Origin of the sequence: Paucilactobacillus nenjiangensis (assembly GCF_005405445.1) — a bacterium.
Classification (GTDB): Bacteria; Bacillota; Bacilli; order Lactobacillales; family Lactobacillaceae; genus Paucilactobacillus; species Paucilactobacillus nenjiangensis.
On sequence record NZ_BJEB01000054.1, the window covers coordinates 1 to 15368 of the forward strand.

The following is a 15368-nucleotide window of genomic DNA, read 5'->3' on the forward strand; positions in this document are numbered from 1 at the left end:
GAACAGCCCTTAGTAAAAAGCCGTAACCTCTACGTATCATTCAAAGAGTGATAGGCAAGTATGCGGTGTTCCTAGAAACCCGGGAATTTATTCCCGGAGTAGTTCACATCACGGTATATTTTACTAGTGCACAGCCCTAATATTACGGTACAATAATTTTGGTCAACACTATTTATTTTTAAATAGAAATCGATAATATCTTGGGATGGAGTATCAATTGGGAATATGAGGAAAAATATTTTATTGGGATTAATTGGGGCGTTAATATTATGTTTTGCGGCAGTTGCATTTGCCACTACGACAAATACTAACAAGTCAGCTAAAGAAACAAGCACTTCAAAGAACAGTACTAAAAGTAGCTCTAAACAAGCAGCAACATCAAGTAGTAGTTCATCAAGCAGTTCGTCAAGTTCATCAGATGATGGAAATGATAATGTTATTTATTTAACTTTTGACGATGGGCCAAGCGATACTACTACTGCGCAGCTACTCGATATTTTGAAAGCTAATGATGTGAAAGCTACTTTTTTTGTTACTGGTTATGAATCTGATGATTTAATTAAGCGCGAGCATGATTAAGGATATCAAATTGGATTACACACTATGACGCATAACTATTCGTTAGTCTATTCTTCAGTGGATGCCTATTTTGATGACTTAAAGCAAATTAGTGACCGCGTCAAACGAATTACCGGTCAAAAATCCATGATGGTACGTGTTCCTGGTGGTAGTTCTAACACAGTGAGTGCTAATTATTCACCTGGAATCATGCATTCCATTTTGCCGAAGTTAACTGCTAAAGGCTATCAATATTTTGATTGGAATATTGGTGCAGGCGACGGCTCAGTTCAAACCAATGCCGACCAACCATATAATTGTGTCACCACTACATTGATTCCACACACTAGAAACGTTGTCTTGATGCATGACACTAAACAAACTTACGTTGATGCAGTTCAACGCATTATTGATTTTGGCAAAGCTAAAGGGTATAAATTTGAAGTTCTCCAACAAGATAGTTGGCCTTCACATCAAGTTATCAAATAACCGGTTCACATTAACTATAAATAGACTAAAAAACACGATTTCAATTTGAAATCGTGTTTTCTTATTCAAACTTACTTAGTAATTCAGTTTTAGCAACACCGGATAACCATTGATCATGTTGCACCACAAATTCTTGTACGGACTGATAATCAGAAAAATCTTTTGATCCCTGAATTAATCCAGCCTGTTGCAGCTTACGAGCAAAAATAATATCGCCGGCTTTAATTTGATCACTAAACAATTGATTACCTTCTGTATCCCATTGTTCTAGTAATACTTTAACGGCGCGCTTATATAAATAATCGTGTGACAAAACTGATTGTAAATCATTTGGTTGCAAATCTATCATTATTTTTTACCTACCAATCTTTGATAATTTTCGTCTTCTACCAGTGTTGAAACTTTGCCTATTGGCTTTTTCACCGATAATTCTTGAACGGCCGTAGACAATATCCAAAGTACATTTGAAAAATGAAAAGTCTGCAGCTTAGACTCTCCCCAGCCATCTGTCAAAATGATTGCTAGAGTTGAGTCATTATTAGCATGACGCCGATGTAAGTAACCAAAAATTGACTGAAAGCTAGTTCCACCGCCACCTACGCGTTCAAAATTAATTTGATTACGCGCTTCGATGGTATATTTATGGTCTTCATGGACGATTGTATCAAAACTATACACATCAATTTTGGCATCGTAAATTGCTAGTAAACCACGCAGTTCATTTAACAAATAAGCAATCTCTTTTTCACCCATTGAACCTGAGTTATCTATAAATACATCAATATTAATAACCAAATTAGTAATTTTACCGGGCAAATCCATTCTGACTGGCTGTCGTCGATTAAATCGACTATATGAATTGCGTTTACCTAAAGGCATTTTCCCTAATGACTGTTTGATTAATGCTTTCCAATTTAAACTTGGTTGAACCTCAATTGATTCTAATTGTGCGATGATATCACCAGGTAATAGGCCACGTTGCTTATCTGGGACATTTTTCCAGGCTGAGCTGAGCATTTGCTGTAAATTGGCCGTCTGTTCATTCAGATTATCTTGACCAACCATCTCTTCCCAACCAAGATGGACGTCAGTTTGGTTATTGTGATCTTGGGCTTTTGGAACAGCTTCACCTTCGTGATCCAATCGTTGCTTTGTCTCTGAGGCATCTTCATTAAAATCGGCATTTTCAATTAATTTCAAATAGCGTTGAGAATCTTCATGAGTGGGCACCTGTTTGCCAATCAGCGTTGTCAATTCTTCCTTCGTCATTGTGTCCGCCGGCGCATCAGTCAAATATTGGTTAACTGCAACATCGGTGGCCATGGTGACGTTATTTTGGTGAGCCACATTGGCATAGCGTAACGGATGTTGCCAAACTAAATGGAGCACTTCATGCTTTAATAAATCGAGCAAATCTTGAGAACGTTGTAATCTCGACAGGCGACTTGGGTTAATTTTTAATTGAATCTGATCATTCTTCCAATTAATACCCATCATGCCATTCAGCTTAAAGTCATATGCCCGAGGGATTTGAATTAAGACTTCACCAAATAACCGGTCTTCCTCCAACAACTCCATCACGACTGAGCCAATCCATTCATCTGCAACATTTTGTAGATCAACTTCTTGGTTAGAATTCAATGCATGCAATTTATCTTTTAAATTATCTTGTAGCTTCGTACTCACTAAATATCATCCCCAGCATCGTTTCGTGTTGCAATTTTTCCGAAGTAACGATATAAACTTGCCACAGATTCCGATTGTAGATTACTAAACATTGGCTTCAAGATGTCAGCTAGATGCTCAATTTGACCGACTGTTTGTATGACCACATACTGACCGTCCGGACTCATTTGTTTTAGCAATTGCTGAAAGTAGTCTGCGTTCCGACTATCATCCAGTGGATATTCTGCCACTTGCGTTAACCAGCTTTTTAAAAGTTGTTGCTTTTGGACTTCGTCTAAACTGGAAAATTCAGACAACGTAGTTTCAAAATCAGCTGAGGCAAGGATACTTTCAGGAGTCAATTGATTCCCCTGTTGCTTAACGAAACTGTTAAACGCACGGCCAACCAACTCACCTAAATCGCCTTTAAACAACTCTAATTGCAATTTTGAACGCACTTCAGGTGATTGATTGTCTAATTCAAACAGGCTGTCTGACACTCGCTGCCATGCTCTAGGAGTTGGAAATAAGTCATCCCCATGCTGTTTAGGGCTTAACATATCAGGTTCTTCTTCAACGAAGGCTTGAACTAAAGGATGGATATTTTCATGTCCATCTTGTCCATTGGCACGAGCCCAACTCAGCCAATCACTGGCAGAAACGCGCAAAACTAACCGAACTGTCCGATCTTTAATGGCGGTATCTCCAGCCGTAACCCCATAGTTAGAATCTTCAAAACCAGCCATCGTGCTATCGGGATTCTCCGCAATCACAATTTGAACTTGTTCGGGTAATTTCAAAGAATTAATTTGTCGTTGCAATACCAGATTCATCAATTCACTTTGAACTGCTTGGGTACCACGATTAAATTCATCTAAAAACCAAATAATTTTTACGTCTGGATGTAATTCAGCTTGTTTAATTATATCTACTAATGTTTCGGAGTACCCAAATTTTACATTGGCTAACGAACCATAATGTTCTGTTTCCACAAAAGAATTATCTGTTAGCGGTGGTACAGGAATTGCTAAATCACCCTTTTCGGACAAACTCACAACGGTGGTATATAGTTTGGCTTGCAATTCTTGAGCGACTGTTTCGACTAAAGCGGACTTACCAATGCCGGCTTCCCCAACAATATTAGGAACGTTGCCAGTTTTTAAAACCACTTTTACCGCTGTTAACATGTCTTGATATGATAATGACATTTTTTCGACACCTCACCTATTTTTCTTATACCGGTACCGTACCATTTCAAGCGCCTTTAATGCAATAAATTCTTGTTTTTCAGCTAGTATCAGCGTAGAATGTTTAAAAATTAAAGAATAAGTACATAGATTGATTGAGGAGTTGATTACTTATGTTTGATCAAATTGGAAAAATAATATTTGATAATGAAATTGTTGCTACAGCCAGTGACTTTAATATGGGAATTGAAGTTGAAATGCATCGCGTGAATGCAGATGCCAGCCTTAGCACCAGCCCATATCCAAGTGCAATTGGTAGTCAGCGAAAGAATAAATATATTAAGAATGACTTTCTACAAATGCAGACGGAAATTATTACACCCACAACGGCCCATTCTATTGACGCCATGCATTATTTAATGCAATTAAACGATACTTTGCGTAATGCACTTGCCAAAGATGAAATGCTCTGGGCACTGAGTATGCCGCCAGTGTTACCTGAAGATAAAAGTGAGATTCCAATTTCGGATGTTGACCCAGAAAAGAAATAATATTACCGCCAATGGTCCAAAATTCATGGAATTGAATCCGGTATTCCAACTGGCGTCCATCTAAATATCAGTATTAATCAACAAGTGTTAGAGGCGGTCTGGTGGAATGTTCGTAATGAAGGCACTTTTTCAAAAGCTGAAATGATTAATCATTTATATGAAAAAATCGTGCAAGGATTTATTCGGTACGAGTGGCTGTTAACGTATCTATTTGGCAATAATCCCATTGCTGAAAAAAACTTTTTTAATGACAATGAAGGACCCGACCATCCTGTTAGAAGTATCCGCGAATCCCACTTTGGGCTTGGAAACAAATTAAAAGGGGATTATTCGTCTGTTGCCCATTATGCTCAAGGTATTCAAAATGGAATCAAGACTGGTGAACTTCTGAATGAGGCTGAATTTCACGGCAGCATTCGTTTTAAGAAAAATGGGAAATCAATTGACGAAGCACTAAAATCAGGCGTTGATTATATTGAATTACGAATGCTTGATTTAGATCCAACCACTTCGGTTGGCGTTATGACTTCGACCATCCGCTTCGTACGTATGATGTTGACTTATTTCATGATGACACCGGCTTTGACCGAATCAACCAAAATGCCAGAATTTTTGGCTGAAGGTATGTATATGAATGAAAATGTTGCATTGGAAAATCCAAAAAGTAAAACCCAATATCAAGCTGAGGGGCAAGTCTTTCTCGACCAATTACAAGATTTTAGTGCAACAATTCATTGGGGACCTGAATATCAAGAAGTACTGGAAATGATGCAAAATCGCTTGGACAATACCAACTTAACTCCCAGTGCTAACTTAACGGATCACATTCAAAACGGTTCCCTCGTTCCCTATGCATTACAAATCGGTGCACGTTACCAAAAACGCGCTCACCGTAATCCTAATCCATTTAAAGGTTTTGCTGATAATCCGGAAATGCCTGTTACCGAACTCAAACAAAAACTTTTTGACAAATCTAATCAACCGGTAGAATATAAGGAGTAGAGTGAGATTGCAATCGAGAGATTGTAAGCATATCCTAAGTTAATCGGTTGGCGAACTGGGCCAATTGATTAACTGTAGATAGGCGGAACAATCTGATTGCAGAACACGTTTTTGAGTGAGAGATAAACTGGGAATATTTGAGCACTAACCTAAGCAATTTCAATACGAACGGTTCGTCTCAGAAAGTCAGGCAAGATAAAATGGCAAATGAATTGAAGCTTGAACGAGTTTACACCAAGCCAATTGATACAGATGGTTACAGGATTTTAGTTGACCGACTATGGCCTCGTGGTGTTAGCAAGGTAAACGCCCAGATTGATCAATGGGCAAAAGAAATTACCCCAACCACTGAATTACGTAAGTGGTTTAATCATGACCCAGAAAAATTTGATGAATTCAAACATCTGTATTTAGCACAGTTGCAAAGTAATCCAGCTTATTTAGATTTTAAAACCATGGTCCATCAAAAATTAGAAACTCAAAACGTGATTTTTGTGTATGCTGCAAAAGATGAGGTTTATAATCATGTTGTGATTTTAGCAGAAAATATATTAAAAGGGATTTGAAACTTACTGTTTCAGATCCCTTTTTCACCACTGCTCTGGGCTCCACATACGCCCATCTAATTCGCCTTGTAACTGATTAATTCTTTGATATTGCTCAGTCATAATTTCCTTCAACTCCCTGTAAAATGCCTGGTCAGGAAAAGTCTGACTGTTTTCAATCAATTCATTAATTTTCATTTCAACCCATTGTTGTGTATCCATTCTTAATCCTCATCTTGCTTAAATTGATTTACATCCATTAACAAATCGTGACGAGCATCTTCATTATCTTCTAGCACCGTGATAATTTGTTCTAATTCAGAGTTATCTGTACTTTTTTGCTTCAAAATTTCGTTGAACCAAGCAATTTTACTGTCAAAACTATCAAAGTTAGTTAACGTGACATATTGCTGATATTGAATTAGCAAATATTGTTGTTCAAGTTTATTAAGGTAAGCAAATTGAAACACTGTAATTGGAACCAGATAACGCATTTTCATTTTATTAGCTAACATTTCAAACGGCCTGAGTACTTCAGACATGGTGAAATGTTCCAAACCACCAGCTTGAAAATCTTTAGCAGGACTCCCGGTTGAAACGACCAATCCTAATTCTTTATTGGTTAAATCAAGTTGTTTTACTGAAAAGACATCGTCTATCCATTGTTTCAATAATGCGGGGGCACTGTACCAGTAGAGTGGAAATTGAAAAATGATGCGATCAGCTTGTTGCAGTAATTCTCGTTCTTCATCTATTTGGTACTCATTGGCTATTGGATGCCAGGTAAAATCAATAAACCCAGCCAATCCTTCTTTAAAGAATTGCTGGGTCGTTGAATTTTCTATTTGCGGATGCGCAACTATGATTAAAGTTTTCATGCCTAAACCTCTGGAAAAATTAATTCAATTTGGCCCTTACGTGTAGCAAAATTAATGCGTAAAATTTCTTGTTTTAAAATTTTGTCATATTCACTCAAAACATCGGCCGGTAATGGTGTCCTTTCGGAAAATAAAGCGACCAAATCTTCAACTGAAAGTACATCTTCAATATTAATAAAGATATTGATGCTACTAATCACATCTCGGAGCAAATCAGTCAACAGGCTATTTGGTTTACCACTTGCATCAGTCACGACAATCTGTGAATTACTGATATGGCGGTGATTCACACTAAACATTTTAAGCATTCCAAAAACATTAAACATACTTTCACCCCTAATTATAGTTGAAAATAATATACCACGAACCGCATAAAAATGCTCGATTATTGCTGTAAATCAACTATTGAGTATCTTTATTCCTTGCTGAACTAACTCTTCATTTGCAAATTCACTAGTAAAACGCTGCAACGGAACTTCAGAGTGACGATCTTTAAAGGCCATCTTTTCTGATGCCACAATCATGACCATCAAGTTATTTTCAGTCAGCAACATTTGCCCCGGCTGTTTAAATTTTCCCTTAGTATGTTTACCAGTTCGCCAAGTATGGATTTTTACATCACCGTGGTCATCGGCTTTCAGAACATAGTCGCCAGAGTTATTGGTGGTAACTGGAATGCCAAAATATTTATTTACTTCGTACTTATCCTTCATTTTCTTTATTCACCAATGCATTGGTTACCTGATACAAGAAGCCTTCTTGTAAGGCGCGCGCCCAACTACCCTCATCAACTTCTTCAGCTGTCACAATTAACGTCAACATCGCTTTCAGTGTATCAATTGTGTCGATTGCCAGGACTTGATTAACGATTTTTTGATTCATTTTGATTTTAATTTTTTGTGCCTTCAACGTTTTTTTATACTGCGCATCAAAGTCATTACTCTCTTTAAAATCACGTACAAATGTTAGTACGGTTTGATCGTACATTGGATAACCCATTTGTAAAATTCCATCTTCGGTATTTGTTGATGTCCATTGAAATTCTTTGTTTTGCATATTCTTAAAATATTCTAGATATTTCTTTAAATCCATCAGCCGTCACCACTTTCCGTTATAAATCTCACTTATTGGTAATTATTATAACATTTGTTCAACATTACATTGGCGATTTGCTTTATAATGATGACAATTATTTTATCAAACATTTGGAGGAAATGAATATGGCAAAAACATTAACAACTAAAGAAATGAAAAAGTTCGATAAATTTACAATTGAAAAAATTGGGATTCCATCGATTGTGCTGATGGAACGCGCCTCTTTAGCAATTAGAGACATCGTTTTGAAACGTCATTATGATTTATCAAATGTTGTCGTCGTTGCAGGTTATGGTAACAATGGTGGTGATGGCTTAGCGGTTGCTCGATTGTTAAAAATAGAACGCGCCAACGTCACGATTATCAACGTTGGTAATAGCAAACATGAAAGTTATGAACGTGCGACGCAACGCAAAATTTGCACCTATTACAAGATTCCAACTACTGATGATTTATCGGCATTGAATGATGCTACTTTAATTGTCGATGCAATTTTCGGTGTTGGGATTGACCGTCCGGTGGCCGGCGAATATTTGGAAACCATTCAAGCAATTAATCAAACGACCGCTACAACCGTTGCTGTTGACGTACCTTCCGGGTTAAATTCTGATACCGGTACTCCCTTAAATGAAGCAGTTCGCGCAGATTTAACCGTAGCGATTGCCTTTAATAAATTAGGATTTGGGACCAATCCAGGAAAAGAGCACGTTGGCGAAGTTGTCGTGGCCGATGATATGGGTGTTTATTACTTTTAAATTTAAGACAAATAAATACGCGCAACAATCTTAAAAATGATTGTTGCGCGTATTTAGTTTTAAACCGTTCTATTCATTTTACTATTCATTTTAATTTCATAATGTCTCAAGATTCGAGAAATTGCAAACGTTAAAATGAAGTAGAGAATCATGGTAATTACAATTGGAATCACACCACGATAAGTATCGGCTTGAACAATCTTTAATTGATAAATCATGTCTGACACACCAATGATAGATACAATTGAGGTTTCCTTAATTAAAGAAACAAATTCATTTCCCAAAGCAGGCCAAATATTTCGGATGGCTTGTGGCAAGACCACACTAAACATCGTATCGTGAGAGTTCAATCCTAAGCTTCTAGCAGCCTCGTCTTGTCCTTTGTCAATCGACAAAATTCCGCCACGAATGACTTCACAGACATAGGCGCCACTATTTAGTGAGACCGCAATAATCCCTGAAATAACCGCTGGAATATTAACAATCACGCCTAAACCAAAGTAAACAAATAAGATTTGGACCATCAATGGAGTCCCACGAACAAACTCGACATAGGCAGTTCCTAGCCATTTGAACACTTTAACTTTTGAAAGCCTCATAAAGGCCAACAGGATACCAATCAAGAATCCAAGCACGACTGAAATAGCACTGATACCGACAGTGTATTCAATTCCAAGCGCAAAATATTTCCAATAATGCCACATTGATGTATTGGCCGTATTAACTTTCATATATGATCCGGCTGTTTTTAAATAACCAGTAATTGAATTGTTGGCCTTAATATCATCAATTGAATGATTAATTTGAGTTGTCAGGCTCGTCGAACCTTTCGCTACGGCCACAACATCATTAGTTTCATCAGAACCTAAATCAAACTTCCCATTAACTGCCACGATACTTGAATCATTTTCGGCATATGCTTTCGCCGTGGGTTCATCAAGCACCACACCTTCAACCTTATGTGATTTCAACGCAATCACTAAGTCTGAAACAGTATCCATTCCTTTAACTGTCGCACCTTTAGCATGTGACTTGGCTAAGTTGTAAGGTAATGAACCGGTTTGGGCCCCAAGTTTCTTATCGCTAAATGAATTGCGGTTCTTATATACACCTTTGTCTGACTTATTAATTAAAATATATTGTCCGGCTTTATAATATGATTTTGAAAAATCAACACTCTTAGCTCGTTTTGCAGTGGGATTCACACCCGAAATGACCATATCAACCTTGCCTGATTGTAAAGCAACCAAGAGAGAATCAAAGGACATTTTCTTAATTACCAACTTCACGCCCATATCTTTGGCAATTTTCTTGGCAATTTCAATATCCATCCCGACAACCTTACCCTTAGCCATAAATTCATATGGTGGATAATCAGGACTTGTACCTAAAACAATTTCACCTTTGGCTTTAATTTTGGCCAATGAATCTTCTGACGTAGTTGTAGTAGATGTAACTGAGCTACTACTTTGAGTCGTATCATCGGCTTTGGCAACACTCGACAGTACAGGAGCCATCACGAGTAAAACCGCCAAAAATGTGAATACTAATTTATAAAATTTTTTCATTATCCTAAGCGCCTCCGTAAAAAATCAACGCTTATAAGTATACAGAAAAAAACGTATTCATTCAACTAAATGAATAAATACGCATGATTTATGAGTTTTTGATTAATTTTTGTTCATATTTCTATTCGTCTAAATACTCTTTGGTTGAGGCAATAATATCTTGTAAGCCCTTTTTAGCATCAGCAAATAGCATGTGTGTGTTATCTTCAGAAAATAATTCATTTTGAATACCAGCATAACCAGTACTCATAGATCGTTTAATGACCACAATTGACTTAGACTTATCGACATCCAAAATTGGCATCCCCGTAATGGCAGTTCCTTGCCGGCGGGCGGCTGGATTAGTCACGTCGTTAGCACCAATCACTAACGACACATCCGTGTTTTCAAACATCGAATTAGCTTCTTCTAATTGCTTCATTTGATCATACGGTACATTCACTTCGGCTAATAACACGTTCATATGGCCTGGCATCCGCCCGGCAACGGGATGAATTGCATAATTCACATTAATACCGTGATCCGTGAGTAAATTAGCCAACTCAGACACTTCATGTTGTGCTTGTGCAGCGGCCAATCCATATCCCGGAACAATCATCACATTTGCCGCATATGCAAGTTGCACTCCAACGTCATCCGCCGTGGTCTCTTTAACATTCACGGGTACTTCCTCAGTAGACGCCCCTTTGCTATCATCCGTGCCAAAGCCACCAGCAATGATATTTAGGACTGAACGATTCATTGCGGCCGCCATTTGTAAGGTTAAGATAGTCCCGGCAGCGCCGACCAACGCCCCGGCAATAATTAGTGCCTGGTTGTCGATAACAAATCCGGCCATCGATACGGCCAAACCAGTAAAGGCATTTAGCAACGAAACCACCACCGGCATATCTGCCCCACCAATCGGAATTGTCATCAAAATACCAAACAGTAAACTAGCACAAATGATCAAAATCAACCAACTAGGATTGACAGCAAAGCCAATGGTTAAGACAACCGAAACTAAAATCACTAACACGACTAGTGCATTGGCAACTTTTGCTCCTGGAAAAGTGATTGGTTTGCCCGAAATCTTTCCAGCTAATTTACCGGTGGCAATTAGTGAACCAGAAAACGTAATCCCACCAATCACTAAATCCAGTGCCACTGGAAACGAAAAGGCGAATGATAAGGTTGATCCCGTACTCTTGCTCAAATAATCAAACGCACCAATCGCCGCTGCTGCCCCACCACCAACAGCATTAAATAAACTCACTAATTGCGGCATATCTGTCATTTCAACCGTTCTCGCTCGGACCGCGCCATAACCCAGTCCTAGTACCAGTCCGATGACTAAAATGATGCCACCAGTCATGGTGGCTTCTTTTTGACTAATTGCCACTAATAAAGTCATGATGACCGCAATAATCATTCCGACTCCAGAAACTCGGTTCCCATTTCGTGCCGTTTTAGGCGTCCGCATCATGTGCAATCCAATGACATAACAGGCCGCACTCACCAAATACATTAATGAAACAACTGTTAGGAGAATTGACATCACTTGTCACCTCCATCATCAGATTCATTCTTTGGTTTCTTGGGTTTTGAAAACATGGTTAACATGCGGTCCGTAACGACATAACCACCAGCCACGTTGACCGATCCCAAAAACACAGCAATAAAAGCTAAGCCATAAAACAATGGTGACTGCGCCTCTAAAGCAATTAAAATCGCTCCAATCACCACGGCACCGTGAATTGCATTTGCACCAGACATCATTGGCGTGTGTAGAGTAGCCGGAATTTTACTGATGACCTCAAAGCCAACTAGCACACTCATCACAAAAATCGCAACATTTGTATATAACTCTTGACTCATCTTAATCACCCTCCGTTTCAATTGGTTCAACTTTTGGAAGTTCTGGTAAATTAAGCGTTTTTCGTAATCGCGGATTCACAATTTCACCATCGTAAACGGCGACCAGGTCTTTAAAAACATCATCTTGTAAATCAACTTGGACTGTTTCGTCCTTAATAACATAATTCAAGACAGCCAACACATTTTTGGCAAATAATTGAGACGCCGAATTAGGTACCTGACTCGCTAAATTCGCAGCCCCAACAATGGTCACTTGTCGTTCATCAATATTTGTTTCAAATGGCTGACTACCGGCAACGTTCCCACCTAGCTCACTAGCGGCTAAATCGACAAATACCGAACCTGGCTTGGCATTTTGAATACTCTCTTCCGTCACCAGTAAGGGTGGCTTATGTCCAGGTACTTGTGCGGTAGTAATAATAATATCGTTTTGTGAAATAAAATCTGCCAATTCCTTTTGTTGTGCTGCTTGTTCTTCGGCAGTTAATTCACGAGCGTAACCACCGGCACCAGCACCATTAGAAACTGAGCTAGTCAAAAAAGTCGCTCCGAGTGATTCCACTTCGCCGCGTGAAGCCGGTCGAACATCATAACCCGACACAATAGCACCAAGCCGTTTCGCCGTCCCGATTGCTTGTAATCCTGCAACACCAGTTCCTAATACCAAAACCTTAGCGGGCTTAACGGTCCCGGCCGCTGTAATCATCATAGGAAAATACTTGGGAAAGACGTTACTGGCCAACAATGCCGCCTTATAGCCTGCGACGCTGGCTTGAGAACTCAACACATCCATCGTTTGAGCACGACTAATCGTTCTTGGTACTAGTTCCAGTGACAACACATTTACTTTGGCACTAGCAAGCTGATTCATTTCATCAGCTACCGTTAATGCGTTAAATTGACCAATCAGCAATTGTCCTGTTTTCAACGCAGACAAAGTGGCTTGATCTGGATTTGAAATCATCGTCAATACGTCGGCAGTTGATAAAATTGACGCTCGATCAGTAATTTTTCCTTCCACGCTTTCATAATCTGCATCAAAAAAATTAGCCTTGGTTCCCGCTCCTAGTTCGACAAGTACTGTCAGTCCAGCTTTGACTAATCGTTTGGTCACTTCTGGATCGACGGAAACTCGTTGTTCATGTTCGTCTTGTTCCTTTAAAACACCAATTGTCAAACTCATTTAAATCCCTCCTTCTACAACACTCGAAAATGTTGTAAACGTTTACAACATCTATCCTTATTTTAACATATGTTGTATGAAAGCACTCAAAAATCGCAATACCACCAGCGTGATATTGCGATCCTTTTGCTACTTTATTTTTGCCATTTTTTTAATTAATCATCAATTCTTATGACCATTCAGTTGTGCTAATTGGCCCTTAAATTCTTTCCGGAAAGTATCGACATCCGAATCAGCTTCGGTTGCAACGGCATAATCTGCATGTTCGCCATGTTCACCAAAGTCCAAACCAAGTCGTTCTTCTTTTTCAGAAACACGGATGGGAGTAATTGCTTTCAGAATGACAGTCATGATAATCACCATAATTGAAACAAACACAATTGTGAATGCTGTGGCAAATAATTGAGTACCGAATAGTTTAAATCCACCACCATAGAATAAGCCATTATTAGTAACTGCTGAGTTAACAGACTTGGTAGCAAACAAACCAGTCGCAATACTACCAACAATCCCACTTACTCCATGAGCACCAAATGCATCCAAGGTATCATCAACCCCTAACTTGCCTTTAAGATAATTGATGAAGAAATAGCTACAACATGTGCCGGCGATACCAATGAAGAAGGCCCCGGTGATTGTGACATACCCGCAGGCTGGTGTAATGGCAACCAGTCCACACAAGGTACCAGTACAAACACCGACTAAACTTGGTTTACCAGTTCTAAAGACATCAATCATCATATATGAAATCATGGCTGATGCCGTGGCTACGGTAGTAGTCATTGTTGCTTGAACAGCAACTGTTGAAATGCCAAAGGCGCTACCAGCATTAAATCCATACCAACCAATCCAAAGAATAGTTGTTCCTAATAATACCCAAGGTAAGTTGTAATGTTCAGGTTCTTTATATTCAACCCGTTTGCCCAGGAAGATAGACAAAACAAGTGCGGTAATCCCGGCATCAATGTGGACAACAGTCCCGCCGGCGAAATCTAAAGTTCCCATTTTGAATAGGATACCACTGGCACTCCAAACCATATGAACCATTGGATAATAAACTAAAATTGACCAGAAAATAATGAACAGAAACAAGAATTTGAACTTCATCCGACCAACAACCGCCCCTACGAACAAAGCTGGAGTGATGATGGCAAACATCATTTCAAACACTGAATACAAGCCATCTGGGATTTTGGTAGTCGTAGCAGTCATCTTCGTCATACTGAAGTTTTGATGGAAAAATTGATGTAAATCACCAAAAACTCCAAAGTGATCTCCACTAAATGAAAGGCTGTAACCTACAATAATCCAAAGTAAAATTGCTAGACCAGTGATAAAGAATACTGAAAGCATTGTGTTAACAACGTTGCGTTTAGAAACTAGTCCTCCATAGAAGAATGCTAGACCAGGTGTCATAAATAAGACCAAGATACTTGCTAAAACTAAAAATGCTGTATTTGCTTCGTTCAAATGTTTCCTCTCCCTTACCTCTGAATTTAAAACTTTATTTAATGTCATAAAATATAACATCACATAAATTCATCGTCAAGGTTATTTGACAAAATAATGTTAAAAAGTTCATTTTTATCAGTTGAAACCGTTTTATTTACCCAATGAATGTTACGTTTTATAACATCAACGTGCAATAAGAGGATAAAGAGAGATAAATCCATCTTCCATTGGTACATACCTGTTGATATCGTTAGCTCATTGACAAGGCTACGTAAAGCTAAACTTTTTAGTTGTTATGTCATCTTGGAACATAACATCAGACTGTGATAAGTAATTGTATTTAAAGTGGCTGGAAAAAAACTAACCAGCTATAGAAAAATCGACCAAGAATTCTTATAATTAATAGAATTTTTGGTCGGTTTTTTGTTTTTTTATATTCGCGCGTTTTATAATCAAGTTAGCCAAATACTTTTAGCTAATTGATAAAATAAAAAACACCAAGACACATCTCTGTTATCATTGATGTTCCTACACAAACAATGAAAGAGGTTATTGTCTTGATGCAAGAACAGAATACCACAGT

General features: G+C 38.5%; 15 protein-coding genes and 2 pseudogenes. 4 read left to right on the top strand and 13 right to left on the bottom strand.

The annotated features are described in order from the left end of the window. The first annotated feature begins 225 nt into the window (after positions 1-225). Positions 226-1047: pseudogene (locus FFM59_RS10340) on the top strand (polysaccharide deacetylase family protein). A gap of 61 nt (positions 1048-1108) precedes the next feature. On the opposite strand, the gene FFM59_RS07830 reads toward FFM59_RS10340, so the two are convergent. The 3 genes from FFM59_RS07830 to FFM59_RS07840 are packed head-to-tail and all read right to left on the bottom strand — an operon-like array spanning position 1109 to position 3920. After that, positions 1109-1396: a hypothetical protein gene (locus FFM59_RS07830; protein WP_137602484.1), complete on the bottom strand. Its 288-nt coding sequence runs from the start codon at positions 1394-1396 to the stop codon at positions 1109-1111. Beyond that, on the bottom strand, positions 1396-2733 hold the full coding sequence (locus FFM59_RS07835) for a vWA domain-containing protein (protein ID WP_137602485.1): 1338 nt from the start codon (positions 2731-2733) through the stop codon (positions 1396-1398). The genes FFM59_RS07830 and FFM59_RS07835 overlap by 1 nt, the downstream gene beginning before the upstream one ends. Beyond that, positions 2733-3920 carry an ATP-binding protein gene (locus FFM59_RS07840; protein WP_137602486.1) on the bottom strand — a complete coding sequence of 396 codons (1188 nt, stop codon included), beginning with the start codon at positions 3918-3920 and terminating at the stop codon, positions 2733-2735. Before FFM59_RS07840 ends, FFM59_RS07835 begins: the two co-directional genes overlap by 1 nt. Before the next feature lie 152 nt (positions 3921-4072). Here FFM59_RS07840 and FFM59_RS07845 point away from each other — a divergent pair. Continuing rightward, positions 4073-5452 (top strand): annotated as a pseudogene (locus FFM59_RS07845) (glutamate--cysteine ligase). A gap of 200 nt (positions 5453-5652) precedes the next feature. Beyond that, positions 5653-6018, top strand: a complete 366-nt coding sequence (locus FFM59_RS07850; RefSeq protein WP_137602487.1) for a DUF488 domain-containing protein — start codon at positions 5653-5655, stop codon at positions 6016-6018. 24 nt (positions 6019-6042) lie between these two features. Here the strand turns inward: FFM59_RS07850 and FFM59_RS10055 are convergent, their stop codons facing one another. The 5 genes from FFM59_RS10055 to FFM59_RS07870 form a co-directional block, all read right to left on the bottom strand. After that, entirely contained in the window at positions 6043-6219 is a 177-nt protein-coding gene (locus FFM59_RS10055; protein WP_170175965.1) for a hypothetical protein, read from the bottom strand. A 2-nt stretch (positions 6220-6221) separates the two neighbouring features. Further along, entirely contained in the window at positions 6222-6875 is a 654-nt protein-coding gene (locus tag FFM59_RS07855; RefSeq protein WP_137602488.1) for an NAD(P)H-dependent oxidoreductase, read from the bottom strand. Positions 6876-6877: 2 nt separating this feature from the next. Continuing rightward, the gene (locus tag FFM59_RS07860; protein ID WP_137602489.1) at positions 6878-7201 is read right to left on the bottom strand and encodes a hypothetical protein; all 324 of its coding nucleotides are present in this window, start codon (positions 7199-7201) and stop codon (positions 6878-6880) included. 72 nt (positions 7202-7273) lie between these two features. Then, positions 7274-7588, bottom strand: coding sequence for a DUF7671 family protein (locus FFM59_RS07865; protein WP_137602490.1), 315 nt, complete (start codon positions 7586-7588; stop codon positions 7274-7276). Next, positions 7578-7967, bottom strand: a complete 390-nt coding sequence (locus tag FFM59_RS07870; protein ID WP_137602491.1) for a DUF6508 domain-containing protein — start codon at positions 7965-7967, stop codon at positions 7578-7580. The genes FFM59_RS07865 and FFM59_RS07870 overlap by 11 nt, the downstream gene beginning before the upstream one ends. Before the next feature lie 128 nt (positions 7968-8095). Between FFM59_RS07870 and FFM59_RS07875 the strand changes: the two genes are divergently transcribed. Next, positions 8096-8725, top strand: a complete 630-nt coding sequence (locus FFM59_RS07875; RefSeq protein ID WP_137602492.1) for an NAD(P)H-hydrate epimerase — start codon at positions 8096-8098, stop codon at positions 8723-8725. A 59-nt stretch (positions 8726-8784) separates the two neighbouring features. Here the strand turns inward: FFM59_RS07875 and FFM59_RS07880 are convergent, their stop codons facing one another. The 5 genes from FFM59_RS07880 to FFM59_RS07900 form a co-directional block, all read right to left on the bottom strand. Continuing rightward, positions 8785-10293, bottom strand: coding sequence for an ABC transporter substrate-binding protein/permease (locus FFM59_RS07880; protein WP_137602493.1), 1509 nt, complete (start codon positions 10291-10293; stop codon positions 8785-8787). Between the two features lie 121 nt (positions 10294-10414). Further along, a complete protein-coding gene (locus tag FFM59_RS07885; protein ID WP_137602494.1) occupies positions 10415-11830 on the bottom strand; it encodes an NAD(P)(+) transhydrogenase (Re/Si-specific) subunit beta in 1416 nt (471 codons plus the stop codon). Continuing rightward, the gene (locus FFM59_RS07890) at positions 11830-12150 is read right to left on the bottom strand and encodes an NAD(P) transhydrogenase subunit alpha part 2 (protein ID WP_137602495.1); all 321 of its coding nucleotides are present in this window, start codon (positions 12148-12150) and stop codon (positions 11830-11832) included. The genes FFM59_RS07885 and FFM59_RS07890 overlap by 1 nt, the downstream gene beginning before the upstream one ends. 1 nt (position 12151) lies before the next feature. Beyond that, a complete protein-coding gene (locus FFM59_RS07895) occupies positions 12152-13333 on the bottom strand; it encodes an NAD(P) transhydrogenase subunit alpha (RefSeq protein WP_137602496.1) in 1182 nt (393 codons plus the stop codon). Positions 13334-13495: 162 nt separating this feature from the next. After that, positions 13496-14803, bottom strand: a complete 1308-nt coding sequence (locus tag FFM59_RS07900) for an ammonium transporter (RefSeq protein WP_137602497.1) — start codon at positions 14801-14803, stop codon at positions 13496-13498. Positions 14804-15368 lie beyond the last annotated feature (565 nt).